The sequence below is a fragment of the Chryseobacterium sp. II3a genome, from assembly GCF_057815135.1.
The window spans coordinates 936,088-960,154 of sequence record NZ_JBYPZJ010000001.1; the positions used below are offsets into that span (position 1 = coordinate 936,088).

The 24,067-nt window shown below is 32.5% G+C and carries 18 protein-coding genes; 10 read left to right on the top strand and 8 right to left on the bottom strand.

Annotated elements, in window-relative coordinates:
* Positions 1-10: 10 nt before the first annotated feature.
* From AC3HD6_RS04160 to AC3HD6_RS04170, 3 genes are all read left to right on the top strand, one after another.
* Positions 11-451, top strand: coding sequence for a transposase (locus AC3HD6_RS04160; RefSeq protein WP_488895214.1), 441 nt, complete (start codon positions 11-13; stop codon positions 449-451).
* An 80-nt stretch (positions 452-531) separates the two neighbouring features.
* The gene (locus tag AC3HD6_RS04165) at positions 532-864 is read left to right on the top strand and encodes a helix-turn-helix domain-containing protein (protein WP_488895215.1); all 333 of its coding nucleotides are present in this window, start codon (positions 532-534) and stop codon (positions 862-864) included.
* A gap of 433 nt (positions 865-1,297) precedes the next feature.
* Positions 1,298-2,731: a tetratricopeptide repeat protein gene (locus AC3HD6_RS04170; RefSeq protein ID WP_488895216.1), complete on the top strand. Its 1,434-nt coding sequence runs from the start codon at positions 1,298-1,300 to the stop codon at positions 2,729-2,731.
* A gap of 74 nt (positions 2,732-2,805) precedes the next feature.
* Here AC3HD6_RS04170 and AC3HD6_RS04175 read toward each other — a convergent pair whose 3' ends face one another.
* The gene (locus AC3HD6_RS04175) at positions 2,806-4,527 is read right to left on the bottom strand and encodes a hypothetical protein (protein ID WP_488895217.1); all 1,722 of its coding nucleotides are present in this window, start codon (positions 4,525-4,527) and stop codon (positions 2,806-2,808) included.
* A gap of 1,363 nt (positions 4,528-5,890) precedes the next feature.
* On the opposite strand from AC3HD6_RS04175, the gene AC3HD6_RS04180 reads away from it, so the two are divergent.
* The 4 genes from AC3HD6_RS04180 to AC3HD6_RS04195 all read left to right on the top strand — a co-directional run bounded on the left by AC3HD6_RS04180 (position 5,891) and on the right by AC3HD6_RS04195 (position 11,121).
* Positions 5,891-6,814 carry an alpha/beta fold hydrolase gene (locus tag AC3HD6_RS04180; protein ID WP_488895218.1) on the top strand — a complete coding sequence of 308 codons (924 nt, stop codon included), beginning with the start codon at positions 5,891-5,893 and terminating at the stop codon, positions 6,812-6,814.
* 12 nt (positions 6,815-6,826) lie between these two features.
* Positions 6,827-7,909, top strand: coding sequence for an alkene reductase (locus tag AC3HD6_RS04185; protein ID WP_488895219.1), 1,083 nt, complete (start codon positions 6,827-6,829; stop codon positions 7,907-7,909).
* A gap of 1,112 nt (positions 7,910-9,021) precedes the next feature.
* On the top strand, positions 9,022-10,020 hold the full coding sequence (locus AC3HD6_RS04190) for a terpene synthase family protein (protein ID WP_488895220.1): 999 nt from the start codon (positions 9,022-9,024) through the stop codon (positions 10,018-10,020).
* 63 nt (positions 10,021-10,083) lie between these two features.
* The gene (locus AC3HD6_RS04195; RefSeq protein ID WP_488895221.1) at positions 10,084-11,121 is read left to right on the top strand and encodes a terpene synthase family protein; all 1,038 of its coding nucleotides are present in this window, start codon (positions 10,084-10,086) and stop codon (positions 11,119-11,121) included.
* A 236-nt stretch (positions 11,122-11,357) separates the two neighbouring features.
* On the opposite strand, the gene AC3HD6_RS04200 is transcribed toward AC3HD6_RS04195, so the two are convergent.
* Positions 11,358-13,109, bottom strand: a complete 1,752-nt coding sequence (locus tag AC3HD6_RS04200) for a M43 family zinc metalloprotease (RefSeq protein WP_488895222.1) — start codon at positions 13,107-13,109, stop codon at positions 11,358-11,360.
* A gap of 611 nt (positions 13,110-13,720) precedes the next feature.
* Here AC3HD6_RS04200 and AC3HD6_RS04205 point away from each other — a divergent pair.
* Both AC3HD6_RS04205 and AC3HD6_RS04210 read left to right on the top strand, forming a co-directional pair.
* Positions 13,721-14,239 (top strand): hypothetical protein, encoded by a 519-nt coding sequence (locus AC3HD6_RS04205; protein ID WP_488895223.1) that lies wholly within the window; start codon positions 13,721-13,723, stop codon positions 14,237-14,239.
* A 135-nt stretch (positions 14,240-14,374) separates the two neighbouring features.
* Positions 14,375-15,934, top strand: a complete 1,560-nt coding sequence (locus tag AC3HD6_RS04210) for a hypothetical protein (protein ID WP_488895224.1) — start codon at positions 14,375-14,377, stop codon at positions 15,932-15,934.
* A 537-nt stretch (positions 15,935-16,471) separates the two neighbouring features.
* Here the strand turns inward: AC3HD6_RS04210 and AC3HD6_RS04215 are convergent.
* From AC3HD6_RS04215 to AC3HD6_RS04235, 5 genes are all read right to left on the bottom strand, one after another.
* A complete protein-coding gene (locus AC3HD6_RS04215) occupies positions 16,472-17,941 on the bottom strand; it encodes a hypothetical protein (protein WP_488895225.1) in 1,470 nt (489 codons plus the stop codon).
* 160 nt (positions 17,942-18,101) lie between these two features.
* Positions 18,102-18,521: a helix-turn-helix domain-containing protein gene (locus AC3HD6_RS04220; protein WP_488895226.1), complete on the bottom strand. Its 420-nt coding sequence runs from the start codon at positions 18,519-18,521 to the stop codon at positions 18,102-18,104.
* 5 nt (positions 18,522-18,526) lie between these two features.
* The gene (locus AC3HD6_RS04225) at positions 18,527-18,943 is read right to left on the bottom strand and encodes a transposase (RefSeq protein WP_488895227.1); all 417 of its coding nucleotides are present in this window, start codon (positions 18,941-18,943) and stop codon (positions 18,527-18,529) included.
* 267 nt (positions 18,944-19,210) lie between these two features.
* Positions 19,211-19,732 (bottom strand): hypothetical protein, encoded by a 522-nt coding sequence (locus AC3HD6_RS04230; RefSeq protein ID WP_488895228.1) that lies wholly within the window; start codon positions 19,730-19,732, stop codon positions 19,211-19,213.
* Positions 19,733-19,805: 73 nt separating this feature from the next.
* Positions 19,806-21,791: a DUF8696 domain-containing protein gene (locus tag AC3HD6_RS04235; RefSeq protein WP_488895229.1), complete on the bottom strand. Its 1,986-nt coding sequence runs from the start codon at positions 21,789-21,791 to the stop codon at positions 19,806-19,808.
* Positions 21,792-22,372: 581 nt separating this feature from the next.
* On the opposite strand from AC3HD6_RS04235, the gene AC3HD6_RS04240 reads away from it, so the two are divergent.
* Positions 22,373-23,080 carry a hypothetical protein gene (locus AC3HD6_RS04240; protein WP_488895230.1) on the top strand — a complete coding sequence of 236 codons (708 nt, stop codon included), beginning with the start codon at positions 22,373-22,375 and terminating at the stop codon, positions 23,078-23,080.
* A gap of 572 nt (positions 23,081-23,652) precedes the next feature.
* Here the strand turns inward: AC3HD6_RS04240 and AC3HD6_RS04245 are convergent.
* Positions 23,653-23,976: a winged helix-turn-helix transcriptional regulator gene (locus AC3HD6_RS04245; RefSeq protein WP_488895231.1), complete on the bottom strand. Its 324-nt coding sequence runs from the start codon at positions 23,974-23,976 to the stop codon at positions 23,653-23,655.
* Positions 23,977-24,067 lie beyond the last annotated feature (91 nt).

The window sequence follows — 24,067 nt, forward strand, 5'->3', positions numbered from 1 at the left end:
ATTAAAGAATATGATTAATTTTAAAGAAATCCATATAGGACAACTTATTCAGGCAAAGCTTGCTGAAGAAAATATTGCGATAAAAAGGGCTGCCAGTTTTATGAAATGTACAGAATCAGAAATAAACCAATATTTTTTACAAAAAGAACTTTCCACTGAAATTGTATTGAAATGGAGTAAATTACTGGAATATGATTTTTTCCGTCTTTATTCGCAGCATCTGGTTTTGTATTCTCCTCCTAAAAAAAATAACATATTTGATTCTAATGGTAATAAAATGAGTTGTTTACCTTGTTTTCGAAAGAATATTTATACTAAAGAAGTAATATTATTTATTTTAAAACTCATTATTTCCGGCGAAAAAACTAAACAACAGATTGTAGATGATTATAGAATACCTAAAACCACTTTGTATACATGGATACAGAAATATTCTGTTTATGTTTCATGACATAAGTTAAGTATATTTATTATTATGTTTCAGGTCTTAGCATATCTGTAAAATTGTAAAAAAATAAAATTTTTATATTAATGAAAAATTCTCCGCTCCCAGATTATAAAAGAATTTACACAGACCTTATAGCAGCTTGTTATCCGGATAAAAAAGAACAATGTTCAGATATTTTATCTCAGAATAGGCTTTCTGCGTTTGATGTAATCAAGCTTAATGAAATTTTGACCTCAAATTTCGAAGCAGAACATGCTTTATCCAACCAAAGTTTTCGTTCCTATGATCGTGTTACTATATTAGTAATTCTTGATTATCAAAAGAAGAATAAACTTAATAATACCCAGATTTCCAGTCAGTTTAAACTGAGCAGGAATACAGTGGCAAAATGGAGAAAAAAATTTTTGTATTTATAGTCTGTTTAAATGTTGGTAAGAGCTTTCCAAAGGCCGAATATTATAAAGAAAATAATGAACTCATTTGGTTGTCATGGTCACAGTAACTAGTATCCTCAATAGTAAGGCTGTAGATTTCTAATGATATTAATGTCTTATTTTCTAAGTCCCGTAGCTGTTATTATTGCTGATGTTGGTTATAGAGGAGAAGTAATAGGTGTCAGAAAAATGAAAATTTGGTTATATTATACAATTAGTTATGTAGTCTGATAACCAAAAAATAGGACTTAATCCCATTTATAAAAGATTATTTTTTTGACAGTATATCTTTCTGGTTTGATAATGATAGAAGACTTTTACTGAACAAAATTTAAGCAGGTTATAAAAAAAATAATAAATTTGTGATCAGTAGTCTTTGATTCATTCTTATGATTTAAAGATTTGTAACACTGGTATGATGAAAACTTACTTACGAGATATTCATAGATATGCTACATTTATTTCGGTATATATCTGTTTAATGATATTTTCAGGCTGTGAGAGAAAAGAAACAGAATTATCTTATAGAACTTTTGATAGTATATTATTAAAAAAAAATGAAGCTTTACGACAATCTGGTGATTATATAAATCTTGTCAGGCTTAATTTACAATATCTTAAAAGAGCCAAAGAAAAAAAATACAGAAATGGAGAAGCATTATGTTATATGAATATAGCCAATATCTATGCTACCATCAGCAATTTTGAAGCTGCTCTTTCATATCATAAACGAGCTGAAGATATTTTGAAAATAACCAATAATCCTGTTTTACTGGCCCGGATTTCCTATGAATATGCAGAAATTAATATCGTTTTAAGATTATATGATAATGCATTAAAGTATAATACAAAGGGACTTTCTTATTTGAAGGGTATTTCGACCGAAGACAAGAAAAATTATTCTTTGGATAAACTGTATTCTAACAGGGCGCATATCCTACTCAGAAAGAATAAAACTGATTCTGTAATCGTATATCTTCATAAAGCATTGCATATTAATAATACTCCTCTTTCCAATTTGCAATTGGCGAAATACCATATCTCAGAAAGTCTTGATTCATCCCTTATATATCTTCGGAAAGCTGAGATATTATTAAAAAATGATACAATCAACACAGCAAGAAAAGCATTTTTTTATTCAGTTTATGGGGATTATTTCACTGCAAGGAAGGAATATGAAAAGGCTATCATAAACTATAAAAAAGCTGCATTTGTGTATGATAAAACGAATCGGAGATTCAATATCCCAGAGCTTTACCAAGACATAGCTCTTGATTATAGAAAACTTAATAAAAAAAGCGAAGAACAACAGTATCTTGTTCAATATGTAAAAACGAAAAAAAGTATTGATTATCTTCAGGATGTAGGTATAAACCGCTCCGTAGCTAAGGAAATTTCAAAAAGTGAAAATGAACTGGTAAATAGTTTTAAGAAAAAGATTCTTCTATATTGTACTGCTGTAATGGGGGTGGTCTTGATGCTTGGTTTCATTATTTATAAAAGCCAGAAAAAGACTAGAGAAAAGCTGATAAATAATATAGAATCAGCTAGAATTGATGACGATTTTAAAGAATTGGTTGAGATGGCTAAAAAAAATGATTCATCATTCCTGGCGGGGTTTCAAAAGGCATATCCCGATTTTATCCCTAAACTTTTAGAAATAAATTCGGACCTTACAACATCAGAACTGGAATTCTGTGCGATGCTCAAATTGAATTTTACATCCAAAGAGATTGCCAATTATACCTTTATCCAGCATAGATCTGTACAGCAAAAGAAAAGTAGGCTAAGAAAGAGATTAAGTATTTCTGAAAATCAGGATTTTTTTGTTTTCTTTCAGAATCTATAAAGTTAGAAATCGAGCATAAGTTTCTCCCTCTCAATACTCTTCTTTTGGTATACTTTAGTATATAATGACCTTTTTTAATTATTATTTTCTATTATCCAAAGCTTTCTTAATGTTTTTAAATCATCATTTAAACCTAATTTTAGGGTAGCAACATTTGTGTCCGTTGATCTTTCATCATAATATGATAAACTAATGAAAAGTGTTTTATTACCTTTGTTCCAACTTGCAAAACTTCCTGTGATTATATTTTTGTTAAGCTCGAACAAACGTTTTTTTAAATTTAAAAAATCTGAATGTTCGTTTTCACCGATGATAAGATTTTTTGAGATTTCTGTTGTATCAGTATTTTTTAAAAAGGCTAATATATCTTGTGAGATTTCTTTAAATTCGGGTGCTATTTCTTGAATTGTAGTATATCTGCTTTTATTAAGAAGATTATCATCATTCTTATTCCAAATGTCATTTAATCGGGTGACTTGAATTTTTTTAAATTCAGGATCAATTGTAATTTTCTTAATATTCTTAACATCTAAGATTTGCTGTTTTTTGTCTTTTGAAAAAGATATATGTTTGATTGTTTTCTGGTTGTCATCTAAAACAATTTCAAGTTCTAAATCAGAATTATCTTTTGCAGTAGAAGTGATACAAACACTAGAATTCCCAAAGTCTTTAACAAAGTAATCAGGAAAACTGGAAATTGTAAAGACTGGCTCAAAGTTATTTGATATAAAATAATAATTCATTTCATCAAGGCTTGTTGTATTATCGCCTTTTTTGTATTTGTAAAAATCTACAATTTGATTTATGAAACTTGTACTTGCATTTTGTTTGGTGTATAGAAATAATGGCAAAAGATTATATGATAAAGTGAAATTTTCTTTTTGGTCCAAGTCTTTGTCATTTAAAGCTTTAAATGATTTGATGCCTTCTATTCTATAGAACTTAGATTTAATAAGTTTATCGAAATCTTGCTTATCAAAATTGGAAATATTTTTAAGATATTGCATAGAAAGAAACTCAGCTATTCCTTCAGTTATTGGTCTTTCTTTGAATATTTTTCCGTCTGAGCCAAACCAAATATGAGCAATTTCATGAGAAATGGTTTGAGGTTGCAATCGATCATTACTAAAAACAATGAGATTTTCAGATGTTGTACTAGGTCCAAAGATAGGAGCGAATACTACCTTGGGTCTTTTTGCATCTCCAAACATACTTTTATAATAATTAAAAGATTTGTGCATGCTAGAAGATGCATGTTCAATTTTTTTCAAAGAATCCTTCTTTAAAAAGTAAATTTGAAAATCATTCTCATTAATCATTTCAAAATCCCCTCCAATGATTGAAGGTACTGTAAAATACTTCCGCTTCAAATCTTCTTCAGTAGGAAAAATAACTTTGAATTTTTTTGAATCTATTTTTAGATTAAATTGCTTCTTTATGTTAGCACTCTTTTTTTGTAGAGCTAAATATTTTTGAGAAGTATAAAAAAAATCAGCAGTTACGGTTGATTTAGCATTTGGTGTTTGAGGAATATTAAGATTGAAGTCCAATAAATCACTGTTTTGAATTTCATAATCATTATATTTTGAGGATGAGGAGCCTAACAATTTTGCAGCTTTTGAATTCAGTGCAATTTCTTTTGCAAACTGTAGTGTATCTTTTGATTTATTTTTTAAATATTGTGTGATTTGTAAATTTGAATTCTCATCAATTGTGACCTTTGCATTTACTTCTTTTTGAGCAAAAGCCAGTGAGGGATATCCTAAAAATAGTAGTATTGTAATAATCTTTTTCATTGTTTGTATTTTTGATATGTATTAACCGAATTAATTCATCAACGTTGTGTAAATTAAATTTTTTTTCTCAAAAATATAAATTTTCATTTATTGTAAAAAAATAATAAGAACATCAACAATAATATGCTCACGGAAAGGAGAGTTTAGTAAAATTACCTGATTTAAGGTGACTGCGTTCGGAAGATATAATCTTAGTAATCCCCGAAGGGAAAATGTATCTGATGAAAACCCTTACAATTTCTGTGGAAAAGATAACTCCACAAATATATTAAGTGATCTGATTGCTGATGAAATACATCTCTACAACCTGAATAATATGTCAATTTCATGTAAAAAACTAAGTTGTACATTATGGATTAGTCTTAATAAGTTCTTGGGCTTTGTTGGTAAACTCATACATTCGAAAAAGTTGAACATTCTAAACACCTATGTGGTCATCAGACTAATTTAGCAAATTTAATTTGTTAAACTTTTAGTATATTATATGAAGTAGCATAGTAAAATTAATCTTATAATAAAAGATCTAAATAATATCTACTAAGTATTAGAACTATTTGGGTATTTCAGAGGAATGGTAACTTATACTTCACGAATAATTACCTATGTTATTCCAGATTTTCAAAAATTTTGTCAACATTTGGGTATTGAGTTTTGGTATCGTTTGTTCCCGTTCTCCAAAACGTTTCCTTCCATCAAAAAAGGGTATTATGAATGAATAGATCATTTACTACTGACAATATCAAAATCATCTTTCAATTTTTTTTCGCTCATAACAGATTGATTTTAAATGATTCTTTACTTTATGTTATTACTATACATAAGTGTAACTACTTGCTAAAGTAAAGTAATAGAATTAATTTTACCACTTAATATCAATAAATTTAGTATAATATGAAACTATTGGCATACAATGTAAGCACATCACTTTAACTGTAAAGAGGGTTTGAGTTATTTGCTGTATGGGTTCTCAGGCAAATCCACAGGGCGGAAGCTTTTAATTATATTCGCTCGGATATTAAAGAAACATATTACATTCTTCAAAAACAATTTGAATTTAAAATCGAAACTAGAAAAGAAACTTGTTTGGAAGCCCGATTTGCAAAAGATCTTAAATGTGGGGCAATACTCTGTTTCAAAAATTCGTCTGAAAAATATTGAAACTCTATTATATATAGTAATTTCCATAGGTCTGGAAAACTATTCTGGAGATATGGACTCCCTGTTGAAACATAACAATTTTATCCAATGCCTAAAATTACACCAGAATATATAGAACTTGTATTTCGCTTAATGAAAAATATGATACGCCGTTCTATTCAAAAGATTTTTTGGATTAAGTGAGTAATATAATAAAATCATCATAATGGAAGGAATTAAAGTAAATGGAAATACCCCTGCAATAGCTGGGTTCTCCAGCAATGTAACCGAGATAAACGGAGTTAGCTTACATTATCTATTAGGTGGAGAGCCAAACGGAATCCCCGTTATATTGTGGCACGGGTTCCTGGGAACGTCACAATCTTGGAAACGGATAATGCCTATTTTGACTGATGCTGGATACGCTGTGCTTGTACCAGATATGCGTGGGTATGGAGATTCTGAAAAACCGGAGGGAAAAATTGGATATGATGCACGTACAATGAGTGAAGACTTTCGTCAGCTTGCTAAGAAAATCGAGTTTGGTAAAGGTAAACCCATAATCCTTGTGGCACATGATATGGGCGCAGCACCTGCACTGATTTGGGCAGCAGATCATCCTGAAGAAGTAACAGCCTTGCTGTATATGGAAATGGTCGTTATGCTTGATGCCATACTCGGCAATCATCTGTCATTTAAGCGGGAAGTCGCTCAAAGTAAAATCGGGCCTATGTGGTGGTGGATACTCCCTCATGCACAAGAAGCACTGGAACTCTTTTTTGTGGGTAAGGAACGTGAATTTCTTACTTGGTTTTACGATTGGGTAACCGTCAACAAGGAAGCTATCGGAGAAGAGGAAATCAATGAAGTATGGCGAACGTTTTCTGGCAAAGAGGGCGTAAATGGTGCATTTGGTATCTATAGGGGAGTATTTGACTCTATAGAGCAAACCACACCACTGATGGAGGATAAAGTAAAAGTACCTGTTATCGCAGTTGGTGGTGCACAGAGTTTGGGAACCCATGTCGGTGATATGGTTAGTCTAGTGGCTGAAAATGTAGAAGTACGGACAATTGAGGACGCAGGTCATTTCGTAGCCGAAGAACAACCCGAAGAAGTAGCTAAAATCATCTTATCAATAACACAGTAAAAAACAATACTTATGAAATTATTAGAACAGGCAATGCTAGGTAAGCAAATGCTTAAAAACAAAATGGTAATGGCGGCAATGACTAGAAGCCGTGCAGACCTTAACGGTGTCGTTGGCGATTTAACCGTACAGTATTACACCCAACGATCAAGTGCAGGGCTAATTTTAACGGAAGCCATCAATATTTCAGAGCAGGCTATTGGTAGTCCATTAACTCCAGGAATTTATACAACAGAACAAATTGAAGCGTGGAAAAAGGTAACAACATCCGTGCACAATAATGGAGGTGTAATCTTTGCGCAGCTTTGGCATACGGGACGTGTAGGGCATTCTGCTGACAAAAAAGGAGAGTTGCCTGTTGCTCCATCTGCAATTAGCATTGAGGGAGGACAGCATTTTACCTCACAGGGAATGAAAGATTTTGAAACACCTCACGTTTTAACTATTGATGAAATCAAACAAATTATCAAAGATTTCGGACAGGCAGCAAAAAATGCTATTGAGGCAGGCTTTGACGGAGTGCAACTTCATGCCGCAAATGGTTATTTACCCAACCAATTTTTAGCAGAAAGCGCCAACCAAAGAACTGATGAGTACGGGGGAAGTATAGAAAACAATGGTCGTTTTGTTTTAGAAGTAATGCAAGAATTAATAAAAGCTATAGGTGGTGATAGAGTAGGTATTAAAATCTCCCCATTGCATCCGTATGCGGGAATTGGGCATACTGACCCTTTGGCAACATTTACCTATTTAATTGAGGAGTTGAACAAATTGGATTTTGCTTTTGTGGAGCTAATGAAACGCAGCCCAATGTTCCCTTTATTACCGCAATATCCTAAAGAGGATGAAATAGAATTATTTGGAAGGCTGATAAAACATATATTGGTAGCAGGAACAGCCTATACGAAAGAAACAGCAGAGGCAGAACTGGAGAAAGGTATTGCACAATTCATTTCATTTGGTTCTTCATTTCTCGCTAATCCTGACCTTCCAAAGCGTTTTGAATTAGGTTCGGAACTTAATCAACCACATAAAGGAACTATGTTTGGTGGTGGCGAAAATGGTTATATAGATTATCCGTTTTTGAATAAATAATATCTTAAGTATTTATCTGTTGAAAATTTATAAAAAAAATGGTGCAAAAGCTTACACTTTCGCACCATTTTTTTAGTATTATTGATACATATAGATCAATTTTAGCCTATTTGTTATAGAAATCAAAGAAGATTTTAGCAAGGCATTCCTGATGTTGCAGTTTCTATCATAATAAGGAGTAGTGGAATATATTTGATATATAAGAAAAGTATTTTTCATTTATAGTACTTTACGTGTTGGGTTCAAATCCTTCTCACTATCTCCACAAGTTGGAGAAATAAATAAAAAAAGCTTTTAAATATTGTATTTAAAGGCTTTTTTATTGATTCGAGTCGTCAAAACAGAACAGAAAAATGCAAATACTAAAGGAGACAGACAGAGTTCTATTCCTTCAATATATTGCCAAAACCTTATTAGTAAATATGACTTCTATCTAGACTACTTGAACCATTATCACTTAAATTTTGAAAGAGATGTATTTACTAGAATTTGATCTTTATAATGATAATGGCAATTACCAGACAGACTTCATGTTTATATTTTGAATAGATCGATGCTATTTGTTTTCCTTCGATTTTATCTTATTTAATAACTATTTTGGTGCATTTAAATCAGTTAATAATGATGATTTTTTAAATCTTAATATGTTAAATCTCAAATTTATGTGAAATAAAATTACTTTTAATTAAAAAATTAATTAATTTAGCAATAGGCTAATAATTAAACCATTTAATGTATCAATTATGGAAATTTTATTCTAATTCTGGTGCGAGAAAGTGAAATTATTTAGCTTTATCAACTGTGTTTTTGCGTCAAGGAATCTGTTATCAAACTGGACATTATCTTTGTAATATATTGTCAGGCATCAACAGATTATTAATGTCAATGATTGAATTATTTTTTCATATATATATATAATCTATGTACAATATTTCCAAAAAGTTTAATGTAAGTGGATTGAATGACATTGTAATGGTATCTCTAACAATATATACATTTTGTTGTTTTCTGTACATTTTAGATTTCTTATCCTACTCTATTCCATAAATTCTGTTTCGATTTAGTTTTTCCAATAAATATTACCCTCACCTGAAATTATAAAAATATACATTATGAACACATTTGACTTACTTAATCATCAATTTAAGTATCCATTCCCAACATTAAAAAATCCCAATGCAGATCAACTACAGGAGATTACCGATAACCAGTGGATTGATGGAGAGTACCTTTGGATTTATGAAAACAACCCTGATTTACGGAAAAAGTACAAGAAAACAAAAACAGCACACATCGCTGCACAATGGTTTCCTACAGCGCCAGTTGAACGCTTCAAACCCATTTGCAGACTGATGCTATGGACCTTGTACAATGATGATCTTTATGAGGAAAGTGAACCACATGACATTGAATATGTACGCTCCCAATCCATTGCAATACTAAATGGTGAGATAAACGCTGTCGATTCAACAATTCCTTTGGGTGCTATGCTGGACTCATTAAGAAAAGAGTTACTTCAATTCATTCCGGAGGAATCCATTTTTCGTTTCAGTCAGATGATCAACAGGTATTTTAACGGATTGGAAACGGAGCTGAAGTATAAGAAAAATAAAATATATCCTAGTGTAGCGGAATGCATTGCTCTAAGGGAAGATTCCATCTGCCTATATCCTTTCCTACAACTCACAGAAGTGGAAACGGGTATCATTCTACCACCTGAAATACATGAACATCCCATAATTTGCAGGCTGCAAGCATTGGCCTGTCGTCTGGTTACTTATTTCAACGAAGTACAGTCAATAATGAAAGATGAAGCCACAGGAAGTATTTACTATAATATTGTGAAAGTAATCCAGAATGAACGGCAAACCTCGTTGGAGGATGCATGTCTCGAAGACCTCCGTTTGCATAATGAGGATCTGAAAGAATTCATATCGCTGCAAGCCTCTCTTCCTGATTTCGGTATATGGCACGATGCTGTTGTTAATTGGGTACACTACATGAGTATGGTACTTAGTGGCTGGAAAAATATCTCCACAAAACTAGCCCGGTACAATGCTTTGGAGTTCCCAAATGCAAATGAACTCAAAGAAAAACTAAATCAAAAATAACAAGTGCATAATTTAATGTATCAACAATAAACAACCAGTAATTCATTTTTAAAAACTAAAAATATGACAACAGAGCAATTTATACAACAATTCAATCCTGCTGATTTTCTTCATTTGGGGTACTATCCTTTCCCTGATTTAATCAATGAACATGTTGAGGAAATGGGAATCGTAGAATGTACAGCTATTGACACTGATTACCTGCATCTCTCTGAAAAACTTCGGGAAAAGTATAAAAAAATTGAATTGTACAAGGTGACATCGAGGATGCAACCCTACCTGACTAGAGAACAGATGATCCCTTGTGTTCGTTTTCTGTTTCTGCACACTGTAATGGATGACCAGTATGAACATTGTACAATAGAGGAACTGGAACACCTGCGTGAACGGACAGTAGCTATCTTACAGGGAGGGGAAGTATTGGACACAGAGAATGGCATGTTTCGTCAGCTTGCTCTTGTAAGGGACGAATTCAATGCATTTGTAACAAAAGAATGGATGGATAGATTTATACAGGATACAAGCGACTATATCCAGTATGGTATAGAGGGCGAAACACCCTATAGGAAAAGCAATGCATTACCACCACTTGCCAACTATGCAATCATCAGGGAGTATGCAGTGGGTATGTATATGCATTTTGATTTTGTTGAGCTAGGGTTAGATTATCCATTTTCCGGTGATATTATCAGACATCCCGTTATACAGCGTATCAGGAGACTTGCAGAAAGATTGACTCTTTGGCAAAATGACATTCACTCCCTACGCAAAGAGTTGCATAATCAAAAAGAAACTTTTAATACAGTAATATTACTGAAAAATGAGCTGAAAATATCTCTTGAGGAAGCTGTTATTGAATGTAAACGGATTCATGATGCCGACCTTGCGGAATTTATCACTTTGTGGGAAAATCTTCCTGATTTTGGAATACATCAAGAGAATATTAAAGAGTGTGTTAAAAGAATTGGGACAGTTGTGCAAGGTATCAATTCATTTTATATACAGGAACCAACAAGATATACTCCAGAAGGTTTTTCATGGCCAGATATAGAGCCTCTTAAAGAAAGAGTATTTCCAGAAGAAGGTAAACTGCATTTGTGAAAACTAAATATTAAGTTACTTATTGGTATGCAAAATGGGTTGGATAGATACTTTTAAAGATCCGTTATGTTAATAATGTCTATGTTAAGTGAATGTATTAGCAGAGAGTATACCGGAATGAAAATTCCATTCTTCGATCCAGTATATTGTATTTGAAATTATCACAACAGCAGTAGCATATTGGATATGAAACATTTAACTGCTACTGGCTGCTGTGATTTTATAGAAAAGTGATTTTAGTTTCTTAGTTTCTTAGATATAACTGTTCCATTATCTAGAATAATATTTATCGTTACAATTATGTTTTTGTAATTTAGAGGATATGAGAATTCTGTTTTATTAATACCAAATTGGTTCAGTAATACTCTTCCCGATGCATCATAAAGCACTATTGAAGAAATTTTATTCTTACTTTTTACCAGAACTGAGTTTTCGTAAATTGTTACATGGGTTTGATCCTTTTTATTTTCCGATGTTGTCAGAGTTCCATTAGGTATGATTATTACAGAATAGTCTTCAATTTGCCCATATTCAGGAGTGTAACAGGCTGTAATCATAGTCGTAGTGGCTGACTCACCAACAACTCTCATTCTAAGTGGTATGTTTGTGATAGCATTTGATGGTGGAGTTACAGATAATGTTGCACTAGCATTACTTGATATATTTTGACTGAAAATACATTCTGTATTTTCATTAAACTGGCCGTCGTTATTATAATCAATATAGGCTTTTACCATATGGTTATTACTACCAACTGAAATGGAGAGTGGTGTGGATGTATTTAAAAGTATATTAGTTTTGGAAATTCCTGAACAATAATTTTGGGTGAAGTTTTCATAGAAGTTGTTTTTATTTAAATCATAAGGTCTTGATCTATTATTTATACTTCCAAACTTCACTGCTGTAATTCCAATTGATTTGTCTGTTGGGTTTTGAATGGTAGTTGGTGTGCATGCTTGGACAAGAGAAGATGTATTGTCTGTTAATATTGATGCATTGAGCCCAGGAGAATCAATTAAGTTTTGTCTATATGCTAAAAGTTGGGATAATGCCCGATTTGCTTGACCCTGTGTCCAATAATCTCGTGTACATGAGGATCCCATTACATTTCTTATGCTACTTTCTGTATATTGTAAATTTGTGCAAGGGTTTATAGCTCCTGTTGAAGGGCAAGATATCTGCCTTAATGGTTCAGTGTCACACACTCGATCTCCTTGAGAAGAGCAATTGCTGTTTTGAGGACAAGTTGTTGACGTACCTCCTTCAAAAGTATGATATAGACCGAGGGCATGACCAAATTCATGGGACATAGTAGAACTTCCTATGTATGATCCCGTTCCTGTGACAAAAGTATCGTCCTTACTACCATTTGGAAATTGGGCAACTCCACCAATTACATTGTTTCCTGCATACAATTTATTGACCATATAGATATTGTAATACCTTGTTGGATCCCATTTTATCAAAGCTCGTATTTGATTTTGTGAAACTCGTGTGGTATCGCTTGAAATCGTAACTCCATTGGTTGAGTATTTAGGAAGATTGGAGGCATCGATTCGATTTATACCATTTGTAAGATTACAGTTTGGATCTATTTTGGCTAAAACTAGTTTGACAGGTATTTTTGCACTTTGTGGAGACATTCCAGTTGAAATATCAGCTGCAAGTCTTTTATTGGTATAATCTATCCATGATTGGATTGCAGCATCAGATCTGTTATTTGCAGAACCTATCGGGCTTCCATCACTAATAACATGCACTACAATTGGAATTTCATAAATTTGATTTGTACCATTTTTACCTGTTTCAGGATTAAAGTATTTGGTTATTTCTAACTCCAATGTTTCATACTTAATTTTTTCCTGTGGAAATTTTGCATAATGTTCTTGCATTAACAAATCAGTTCCACATTCTGCTGTTTCAATATTTTGTGAATAGGTAAGAGATACAGATAACCCCAAGAGTAGGGTGTATATTTTTTTATCCATGTGTTTTTTATTTTTATTGAAAAAAGTTTCTATTATTTGATGTACTGAAAAGAAGATGCTTATTTGTTATCAGTAGTATTCTTTTCTATGCTCATATTTCAATGTCTTGCATATGTAGAATATAATGACTGCAATAATATCATTTTACAAATAAAAAACCTTTAATATCAAGCATATGGTTGATACATCATAAGTACATTTACGTGTTGTATTTGGGTTGAATGTACCTTGTTAAGGTCTTTTTTGGAGAATGGTAGGTTTATTGATGGGTGAGAGATGTTGAATTTTAAGGAAATATTAAATGAATTTGTTTATGATTGAAAAATTAATATTGCTTATTTAGATGCTTTTTTAGTCAAAAAATGGGATGTTACCTCTGTTAACTCGCGACTGTACTGTAATTGTTTGGATATTACATTATGATGTATTATTGGTGTATGCTTGATGTATGTTTGAATTGTGAATATTTTTAATTGAAATATTAGTTTTAGTGTAAATAATAAAACATGACTAGGGTTCGTGTGGAGTGTTTTCACTATAAATTTTTTTTTGATAGAATTTTACAATCCTTATTGCTATTCTTATCAAATTTAATATTCTCCAAAATTCATATGGAAGGAGGAGTGTGTGTTACATCAAATCACTCTTTTTATCCAGGAAAAACATCTAATTTTTTTGGTTTTTCACTATTGATCTATATTCATTCGGGAATTATTATATCAGATAAATTCTCAGAAGAAATTATTCATGTGAACAATTTGCAGGAAAAGGTTAAAAAAAAGATAATTCAGCTCATTGGTAAAAAGATGAAAATGGTTGCTGAAAAGAAAAAATCATTACAACAGGGAGAAGCTGAATCAGAAAAAAAATCTTATTCTTTGGCATTTTTGTATGTCTTTTTTGCAGTGAGTGCTCAGAAATCTATAACCCTATTTCCTAATCCTTCAAATAATAAAAGGGTTTATATCAATAATTTTTTGAAGCAAAAAAAATCAATAATATTTTCATTTTTTACTATAGATAGCGAGAAGATTGGGTTTGTATTCAAACCCTTCTTCTCAATCTTTAAAATATTCTCAGGAGCTCTCAGAGCACCACCTGGCCTATTCTTTCTTACTATAAATCTTTAATCAGATAATACTAAAGTAACATAAATTGATATCAAACTTGAAATAATCTATAATACTAGAACAAAAAGTAATTAGATTATAACCTTAACCATTTTATTGTCCATAGAATTTAAATTAACCAAACTACAATATATCATGAAAAAAAAAATAATCTTTTTAGGTTCAGTGTTGGTTTTTGGATTGACATACTCACAAGTCGGAATTAATACTGAAAATCCCAAAACTACTTTAGATGTCAGTGCAAAACGAAATGGATTAGGAGCCATTACAAACAATGATCAAACAATTGGATTGCAGGCTCCTCGTCTAAGTAGAGCAGAGCTTACGGCTAATACTGCAACCTTTGGTATTGATCAGAAAGGAGCGCTTATATACATAACTGATGTGAGTGGTGGGACTGCATCAGGTCAAAGAGCCAATATGACAACTATTGGATATTACTTTTTTGATGGAAATGTATGGCAGAAAATAGGAAGTGGAGGAGCTGATAACACTAATGATGAATGGATAAATGCCACTGGAAATGTTATTCTTGGGAAAAAATCAGATGGAATCACAGCACGTGATAGTGGAACCGATTTTGTTATTCAGGATAATGGAAATACTGGAATAGGTACAGCTTCACCTGATGGTTCAGCTTTGTTGGAGATACAAGCTATAGATAAAGGATTTCTACCTCCTCGTGTTGTTCTGTCCAATAGTACTTTACAGCTTAATGCAACAACAGCAAATGCTAAGGGGCTTTGGGTATATAACACTGGAGGTACAGGTAATTTACCAGAGGGGTATTACTATTGGGATGGAGTATACTGGAAAGGGATTGAGGCAGTCAGCTCAATTTCTCCAGCGATAACAAGTCTTGAATGTAATAGTGCTTTCCTTAATCCCAATTCTTATCAAGCTGGAGTACCTTATACTGGAAATTTAAGAGTAACCTATACTAATGGTAATGGAGGTAGATACAGTACAGGTGCTCCTTATACTGTAAATGGACTCACTTTCCAACTGCGTCCTGGCACCTTAGAATATGGTGGTGGAGAATTAGTTTTTTCAGTAACAGGAACACCAATTAATTCAGATCAGATGACTATCCCTATGTCTGATTCCTTAATACCATTTCTTACAGCTGCACAAAACTGTACAGCCATAATAGGAAATAACAGCCGTGCAGAAATTTTATCTGTGGCGGTTATGGGTTATCCAACTTTGCATACCGATGTCAATGGAAAGCAGTCTCATGCGATTATTTTGGGTACTCCTGACGGTAAATATGCGATACGTGTAATTATGGATACAACCAATCCTGCAACAGCTGTTCGTCCCAACGTACAACTTATTAATCTTACAGGAGCGTCTGTAAATCTATATTGGAACTACAATACAGAATACGGAGGTATTCTTATAGATGCCGGCATCATGACTGTTCCGACGTCTGCATGGGGCGGAGCACCTAGTGGTACAACTTGGAATTCACAAGGAACAGGAGCTCTGGGTTCTGCATATTGGGGAAATGAAGGGATACTTGATGCTAATAGCAGTGGGCCTGAACACAGACGATATTCTTGGATTGATTCAGATCTAGGCTCTAAGACGGCTTATACAGCTACTATCATGGCAGGTGCTCCAACAGGAGGTTCTGCAAGGCCAGATCGAACAAAAGTTTATATAAAGATAGAAGAGGTTAAGGCTCAATAGTTTATATGTATAAAGACCAGGCAATTGGTGATGTATGTTGTTAATTGCTTGTTTTTTTTAAGAAAATCTTATTAAAATAATTTTAGAATGTCATGAAAGATCCTAATGTTGGCCTCTGGATGACAAAGCCTAGGGAGCATAAGTATGCATACCATCCATGATATGATACTAACCCATAACTATTTCGGATAATAGGAGTCATGACTTCATTATAACTGAAATAAGTAACTCCTTTGAAAATAATATTTGTTATATTAATTATTACCATATTTATTTGTTCCCCAAGTAATAATATGGTAAATGTAACTGAACATTTTCAAGAATAAAATGCTTTATTTTATGTTGGCTCCTAATTGTCAGAAATAGAAAAACACAGATTCATTATAAATCCGGACGTTCAGCAGGTATTTAGCCTGCTGAATAAACCGGTAGATATTAAAAAACATAATGGGAATAATCAGAATAGAGAACATGAATATTAAATAACCAGAGATATACAGTAGGTTTTTGTAAGATTGGTCAAGTAATGTCTCTTAATTATGTTGTGGATTTATAGTCAGATTGCTTTGTTGGAGAAAAAACGGATAGATCTCTAAGAAATTTATATACGTCAATTTCAGAATCAATATTCAGTTTTTTTCTTAATCTGTTTTTCTTAGTTTGTACCGATCTATGTTCCATGAAGCTATACTGGGCAATTTCTTTCGAAGAAAATCCCAACCATATCATGATGCAGAAAACAATATCTGAGCTAGATAGTTCTGGGTTTATGTTGTACAGGTTTTTTACAAATTCTTTGTTGAATTCATAAAAACGTGGAAATAACTCACTGTTATTTTCTTTTGCTAACCTTATGATCTCTTCAAGGTTATCTTTTTGCTGAGGATGATTTTCTATATCTACCCCATCAATTTTATTCCTAATTTTCTTTTTTCTTTTATGAGCCAAAAGCAAGAATGTAATCACAGCAGCAACAGCTGAGCCAACGCATAAGATAATTATTAATACCTTGCTGTTTGTAGCCTTATAGCTTTCGAGTTCCTGTACGGTATCAGTCAATGCCAAATCAATAGCTTTATTAGCCGAAAGCTGCAAGTCGTCTTTTACCTTTATACTTTTTTGTGTGTATTCCTCTTCTTTCTTTTTATCTCCAACCAATTGGGATGCCTGAATTATTCCGGCATAAATCTGTGGAAGCTTATTTACCCTTCCTGTCTTCAAAAAGATTTCTGAGGCCTTTTCATAATACTCCAAGGCATCCTGGAACCGTCCTTCTTGAAAGAGGTAATTACCATAGGAAGAATAGATGATACCCCTTCTGATTGTCCAATACTCTTGGTTTTTCAACAATTCTAAGGATTTATCAAAATAAATCTTTGCAGAGTCTTGATTCTTGAGTTCAATGACCTGATAGTTTCCAATCAGTGCATAATTTAAATCAGAATCGTCTTCTTGTAAGCCTTTATGATAATATATTAATGTGGAGTCCTTAAATTTTGAAGAAATAAAATCCCCTCTTACAGTATAAATATTACTGAAAATCTTTTTTATACTGTCTGATTTTATTTTTTTTGCCCACTCAATAGCATCAGTATTGTATTTCAGTGCCATATTAGACAACCCCATGACGAAATTCATTTGACTATATTCGTGATTAAACCTCATATTTAAATAGGGGTCTTTGTCATTCTTTAGCAATTCCTTAGCATTGTTAAGGTTGGTCATGCTTTTTTTGTAGTTACCAATCATGGCATATACATTAGAGATATTAATATAGCCAAGAATAATACCTCGGGTATAATTTTGTTTTTGTGAAATGCTGATGTATTTTCTGTTAAGGGTAATAATCTCTTGGGTTTTACCTTTTGCTCTTAATTCTTCTGTGGTGTGAATTAATGCATTATCAATTATTTTATTGTTATGTTTTTTATTACAGCTTATAAAAAACAGAAGACATACAATAAATGCTGATGAAATTTGCCAAAATTTGGGCTTGGTTATGATCATGGAATATAATCCTAAAATTTGTTTGATGAATAAGAATGTATAATGATTAGTTAATTGTTTGTAACTATGGGTGTAAATGTAACGAAAAAAATAAACAATGATTAAACATATTGTGTATAGTTTGATGGTTCTTTTGTGATTAGTGTTTTGCATCCCAATGTTAGAAAAATAGTTTTTTCCATTTTGTGATTGTGTTTTTGCTTAAATCAAATTGTTTTGCGAGCTGAGTATTGTTCATTCTCTCTTTTTTCTGATAAGCTAGTATTTCCAAAATATCAAATTTTGAATAAGAGCGATATTTCTGATTATTTTTGGTATTTTCACTAAAAATTTTTTTATTTAATTCTATTATATCAACTACAGATAATTGGCCCTTATTTAATATGGGACTACATATCTCCTTTTTCTCGGGATATTTTGAATTTAGCATGTCGGTATAAATCTGCCAATAATTAGGCCTCAGTGTTTCTTTTGAGTTCTCCATGGTATTTTTTATTTTCCTTATAAAGCCATAAGGTTTTGTTATTGTATTAGAATTATTTTTAAAAGAAATTATATCCTCCCCCGAAAATAAACGCATAGTTACTAAATTCTAAATTTGGCAATCCACTTATATAGAGTTGTTTTGGGTATCCTGTATTTTTCTTCTACATCCTTTAATGTCATTTTTTTATCATTAATTTGTTCAAGTATGAAATTAATTATTTCCTTTGTATAAATATTTTTCCGGAACTGTGGCAGTTTGGTTATCTTTTTTTTGTCAAAATTGGTAGGTAAGGGGGCGTATAATATCAGGTGCTGTGAATATATCCTAAAAAAGTCATATTCCAGAAGCTTACTCCATCGAAGTAGCTGATCTGCATCAATACTGCTGGCATTATATGTTCTCTCTATTTCATTTTCAGTACACTTCATAAACTTACAGATACGAGACATTTCTATTTCACGCTCCGTTACAAGTTGACTGATTAAAATTCCAATATGGATTTCTTTGAAGTTCATAATTTATTGAATATTTGCGAGTTGTTTGTATTAGGGTTAACGGTAGCTACTATTAGTATACTATATCAACGTACTAAACTCCCTATTTTAAAAAAAAGTTTTTGCTATTTCTACTTTCTTCCAATTAGAATAATAATTCTACTTTTTTCTCTTCTGCAGCAGGCAATGTACCTGTTGCTTAAATAGGTTTTGTAATGGATATACTTTAGACTAAACAATTAGAATAATCTATACATATGTATAGATTATTATTCTATTATATAAAACTTATGGTTTCCAAAAACTCCAAACGCTACCATTGTATACTGCAAGTATTTTCTTAATTGGGTCATATACTATCATTCCGGCGCTAGGACTGATAATATTAAGATGTGGACTAGTTACCTTTGGCAAAATCATAGCTTTATTATTATCAGAAAGTACAAGTATTCCCTGTGTAGAATCAGAACTGGTTGTATTATGGATAGATACTTTTGATCCTACATATTCTGTTTTATCGTTTCCCTGAATATTCAAATTTGCAGTTCCAGTGGTATCGACACTTAGGTCAAACCACTGATTAGAGTCTTTTAAGTATTTTACTTTGTTGTCCGTTGTATCAAAAATGACTGTTCCATTTTCCGTAATACTGTTTTTATCTGTAACATAAGGAACAATAAGACCTCTGTTCTCATTATCACCAAACTGTAAGGAAACGGATTCATTTGCAATATCTGCTCTTCCAATTCCTATTTGGGCTTTAGTAAAACTTGTAATCCATAATGTTAAAAATAGGGCAATTCTTTTCATTTCTTATTGGGTTATTCGTGATGATGTAGTGTTGGGAATATTTTCTTTGGTCATATCTAATGCTGTTATTAATTTATAGATCAGGGCATGTCTGTGTGTTGATACAAGACCAGGCGAAAGTGCTGCCTCCATTAGTTGATGTATATATTTTCATACATTTATTTGTTGTATCATACACCATCATTCCTTCGACAAAATTAGCAGGATTTATACCTATTGGATTTCCTCCTGAAAAAGCTATTCTGTTTGGAACGAATCCTTTTGTCTTTGATTCTAATACCAGCCAAGCTCCAGTACGCACAGCTGGCCAGTTATCACCTGTTGAACCGGCTCTGTTTAAGGAAGTAATTCCTACTTTGCTTATTAATCCAGGATTTCCTGCACTGGAAGGAATTGCTGGTTTGTAACAAATGCAGGCATTTATTGTTTGAATATTAGAGCTTCCAGTTCCTTGTCCTCCATTTACCAAAACGGGAATACCATTAGCATCAACCGCTCCCGAAATACTCGTATTGGGGTTAAGCATATTAAGTGTAATATTTCCATCTCCTTCTATTGAATCAGGACAATTATCTCCGTCAGAGTCAAGGTCTAAGTAATCTGGAATTCCATCTCCATCAGTATCACATCCTCCCATCAATGAAACATTATCAAGATACCAGTCATCTCCATTTGCGCTTACAATGAACTCTATATTGTTGGTTTGTGTAGAAGAATAGATATAGGGTATATTTATATTTACATCTGTGTTGATTCGAGTATTTGTCGAGGAAAAAGGGACAAAATCAGAGGTCGCACCATTGCTAAGCGTCAGGGTAACATTGTTATTCCTTCCCACGGCATTATTAAATACTGCATAAATGACACCTCCTATACGTATAGTAAGAGATGCTGAATAGGCTGAACTGGTATTATTGTATTCCGTTGATCCCAATCTGAAAGATAATTTATAGCTTTGGGTACTTAAAGGAGCCAATAATTGGCTTAAGATGTCATTGTTAGCATTATCAAAGCTATTCTGAACCATATTTCCAGTGAATAACCAGGCACCTCCTAATGTCCACCCGTTAGCATTTCCTGTGAAAGTACCATTGGCTATTTTTTCTCCATAGCATTCATTGGTATCTAAAATGCCATCATTGTCGTTGTCAAGGTCCAAATTGTCAGATATGCCATCTCCATCTCTATCTGAATTTACTGTTATCAATGCAACAGAAGATGTTACGGAGGAACAGGAATTTGTTACCACAACATAATAATAAAATATTCCTGGAACAGCTGTAGACGGTGTATACATACTATTGGTTGCTCCTGTTATTAATGTCCCCCCTATTATCGAATTGGTTGTGTTACTGTACCATTGATAGGAAGTAGCAGCAGTTGCTGTTACGCTCAGAGCTTGAGGTGTAGAGTTCTGAGTGTACGATGCTGAAGTATTGGGTTGAGTAGTAATTGCAGGAATTGTACATTGTAAGCTAACATTATCAAAAGCAGCATCATCTACAGAACCTGAGCCAGATGGCTGATTAGCTATCCAAACAAGCGCCAGCTGATAGTTACCTGTTGTTCCAGAAAAAGTAATATTGCTGGTATAGGTGGTATTACTTGTAGATATCAATGTTCCAGTAGAATTTCCTGATACTGGGTTTGGTGAACGTGTAATATACTGATTGGTTATTGTCTGTACGATGTTCCCATTGGTGTTAATGATAACCCATTGAAAAGCTGCTTGATAGGATGTTGAACCTATCACTCTCTGTATCTGTGTTGAGAAGGAATAGTTCTTTCCGTTTTCTAAATTAAATGAAGTAGTGTTGACTGCCAGAATATTATTATTCAGAGCAGAGAATGAGTTTCCATTATTGTCAGCATAACTGTTTAGTTTCCCTCCTGAAATATTAATGGAACCAGTAGGATTAGTGGGACTATTCTTATAGGCAAAAGACCAAGAGGCTGCTGTATCAAAAGTACCATTGTTAATTAAGTTTTGCGCATACATTCTTGAAAAAATTATATTCAGTATGAGCAATGGTATTAAAGCATAAATTTTTTTATTCATTAAGATGGTTTTTTGAAATTGATGTTTGTTATAGAACTAGATTTTGTATCATTTCAATAATGAAGGGAACTGAATATGATGCAAAAGTATAATTAAGAAAATATGCAAGGAATAATGAGTTGCGACATAGATACATCATGCCTACATCATTGCGTTGTATGTTATTAAAATAACGTTTTCTCCTAATTTTTACTCATGAGAATGTAATGGTTTTTTTCTGCTGTTTTAATTGTAGATATCGGTTGATTGGCGTTATGTCTCTAAATATTGAAATATTTATTTTAATTATAATTATGTAGAAAAGATGATTTTGTTAAGATTTTAATGGGTTTGGTGTGAACCAAAAATCATGATGCAAATATTTTTGTAATTGATGGAGTGTTATTTCTAAGTCATAGTCTGCTTCTTTTTGATGTATTTATGATGTATTTATTGTAGTATGCTTTGAGGTTTTTTTGTTTTGTCTTTATAATAAAATAGTATTCCTTTGCTACAGGATAGCATAGCAGTCAACTTTATTATATATCAAAGTATTGTATCTGTTATTGCTATTATATAAAAACATAAAATAAATGAACACAATGAAAAAGATTATTACGACACTAGGGGTTTTCTCTAGCGTGTTAGCTTTTAGCCAGGTTGGTATTGGGACTCCTAATCCAACAGAATTACTCGATTTAGCAGGTGTTAGTTCACTAGGTAAAGGAGGGCTAAAAGTAAGAAACATTAACTCTGACCCTTACAAAGGATCTGTAAAAACAGATAGAGTAGTCATGGCTAGTGCGGATGGAACTTTCAAGACCGTAGATCCTAAAGACCTTACTAGTACATCTGGTGGAGGAAATGTCGATATAGAAGTCGGTAAAACTGTTTTCTACGTTAGAAAAATGCCTATAGCACCTGCTACTTTATTATTATCAGATGTTTATTCGGATGTTCTAATTATAAACGGGTTGGTTGTTAATATTAAGAATTATACAACTGGGACCGATGCACTGTATTATCCAAGATTTGATAACAAAACCAGTTTGCCAATAAAGTTTCATTTTTCGGCCATAGCTTCCGTCAATCAAAATGTATCAGGTGCAAATACTGTTCTGCAGCCAGGTGCATTTATAAATGTAGATGCAGATGGGATTGTTTATGGAGGAAGTAAAACCTTTGAAACAGAGACCGCTGATGTATTCTTTCCAGATGGAAAGTGGTATCGAGTTTATTGGTCATGTTTTATAGATAATGTTAATCTTAATGAAAGGATTGTTAATATTTCGGTTTCCAGATTTTCATAAGTAAATCTTCTTAATTAATACAATTAATTAAGAATTGTTAGGAAGTCTTATCATGATTATTAATTTTTGATGCATCTAATTATGGGAATACAATATTTCGAGAAACGTCCAAATTATAATTTAATTTATAATGATATACTTGATCAAAAATATCCTGAAAAGAGGAATGAATGTGAGGCATTACTGAAAAAAAAACTTTCAGTATTTGATATCATTGAGCTAAATAATAGAATTTTTGATAACGATATTAATTCGGATAACCAAAGATATCGCTCATATGGTAAGTTTGATATTTATAAGATTTTGGATTATCAGAAGGTACATAGTTTGAATAATAGTGAATTGTCAAAACATTTTAAGATAAGCCGCAATACAGTTATGAAATGGAAAAAACTATTTAAAATATGAAAATATTATCTGTTTCCAGTTTTAATTGTGTCCAATTATCTTATGAAATCAGTTCAGAGAATTAAATATGGCGAGGCACCTTTTGATTGAAACTAAAAGGTTGAGAAAGCAAAAATTTGTTCAAAATTCACCCCATAAGTAGAAAGATCAAAAAATGTTAATTTTTATAAGTCCACATTTTCTTCCCCCCATTTATATAAATTTAAAATGATTGGTTCTAGTTTTTTACCTTTTACAGTTAATGAGTATTCCACTGTTGGTGGAACAGTGGGGTATGCTTTTCTGGTTAAGATATTGGCTGCTTCTAATTTCTTAAGTTCTTTGACTAACATGCGTGTATTGATATTGGGAATAGTACGTTCCAACTCTTTAAAGCGTTTGGTACCATCAAATAGAACATATATAATTGGAATAGCCCATTTACCCCCTAAAATATCTAACACATCCTTTAGAACACATTTAAATTCAATTTTAACATTTTTTTTCATCCTTTTGAAACCCCTTAATTTATTTAATACTTTACTTTTTGGTATTACTGTACACTTATGTAACTACTTGCAAATGTAAAGTATTAACGGT

Bases quoted from the DNA above. Each gene is read 5' to 3' on its own strand.
- AC3HD6_RS04160 (WP_488895214.1), top strand. From the start codon at position 11: ATGATTAATTTTAAAGAAATCCATATAGGACAACTTATTCAGGCAAAG.
- AC3HD6_RS04165 (WP_488895215.1), top strand. From the start codon at position 532: ATGAAAAATTCTCCGCTCCCAGATTATAAAAGAATTTACACAGACCTT.
- AC3HD6_RS04170 (WP_488895216.1), top strand. From the start codon at position 1,298: ATGATGAAAACTTACTTACGAGATATTCATAGATATGCTACATTTATT.
- AC3HD6_RS04175 (WP_488895217.1), bottom strand. From the start codon at position 4,527: ATGAAAAAGATTATTACAATACTACTATTTTTAGGATATCCCTCACTG.
- AC3HD6_RS04180 (WP_488895218.1), top strand. From the start codon at position 5,891: ATGGAAGGAATTAAAGTAAATGGAAATACCCCTGCAATAGCTGGGTTC.
- AC3HD6_RS04185 (WP_488895219.1), top strand. From the start codon at position 6,827: ATGAAATTATTAGAACAGGCAATGCTAGGTAAGCAAATGCTTAAAAAC.
- AC3HD6_RS04190 (WP_488895220.1), top strand. From the start codon at position 9,022: ATGAACACATTTGACTTACTTAATCATCAATTTAAGTATCCATTCCCA.
- AC3HD6_RS04195 (WP_488895221.1), top strand. From the start codon at position 10,084: ATGACAACAGAGCAATTTATACAACAATTCAATCCTGCTGATTTTCTT.
- AC3HD6_RS04200 (WP_488895222.1), bottom strand. From the start codon at position 13,109: ATGGATAAAAAAATATACACCCTACTCTTGGGGTTATCTGTATCTCTT.
- AC3HD6_RS04205 (WP_488895223.1), top strand. From the start codon at position 13,721: ATGGAAGGAGGAGTGTGTGTTACATCAAATCACTCTTTTTATCCAGGA.
- AC3HD6_RS04210 (WP_488895224.1), top strand. From the start codon at position 14,375: ATGAAAAAAAAAATAATCTTTTTAGGTTCAGTGTTGGTTTTTGGATTG.
- AC3HD6_RS04215 (WP_488895225.1), bottom strand. From the start codon at position 17,941: ATGATCATAACCAAGCCCAAATTTTGGCAAATTTCATCAGCATTTATT.
- AC3HD6_RS04220 (WP_488895226.1), bottom strand. From the start codon at position 18,521: ATGCGTTTATTTTCGGGGGAGGATATAATTTCTTTTAAAAATAATTCT.
- AC3HD6_RS04225 (WP_488895227.1), bottom strand. From the start codon at position 18,943: ATGAACTTCAAAGAAATCCATATTGGAATTTTAATCAGTCAACTTGTA.
- AC3HD6_RS04230 (WP_488895228.1), bottom strand. From the start codon at position 19,732: ATGAAAAGAATTGCCCTATTTTTAACATTATGGATTACAAGTTTTACT.
- AC3HD6_RS04235 (WP_488895229.1), bottom strand. From the start codon at position 21,791: ATGAATAAAAAAATTTATGCTTTAATACCATTGCTCATACTGAATATA.
- AC3HD6_RS04240 (WP_488895230.1), top strand. From the start codon at position 22,373: ATGAAAAAGATTATTACGACACTAGGGGTTTTCTCTAGCGTGTTAGCT.
- AC3HD6_RS04245 (WP_488895231.1), bottom strand. From the start codon at position 23,976: ATGAAAAAAAATGTTAAAATTGAATTTAAATGTGTTCTAAAGGATGTG.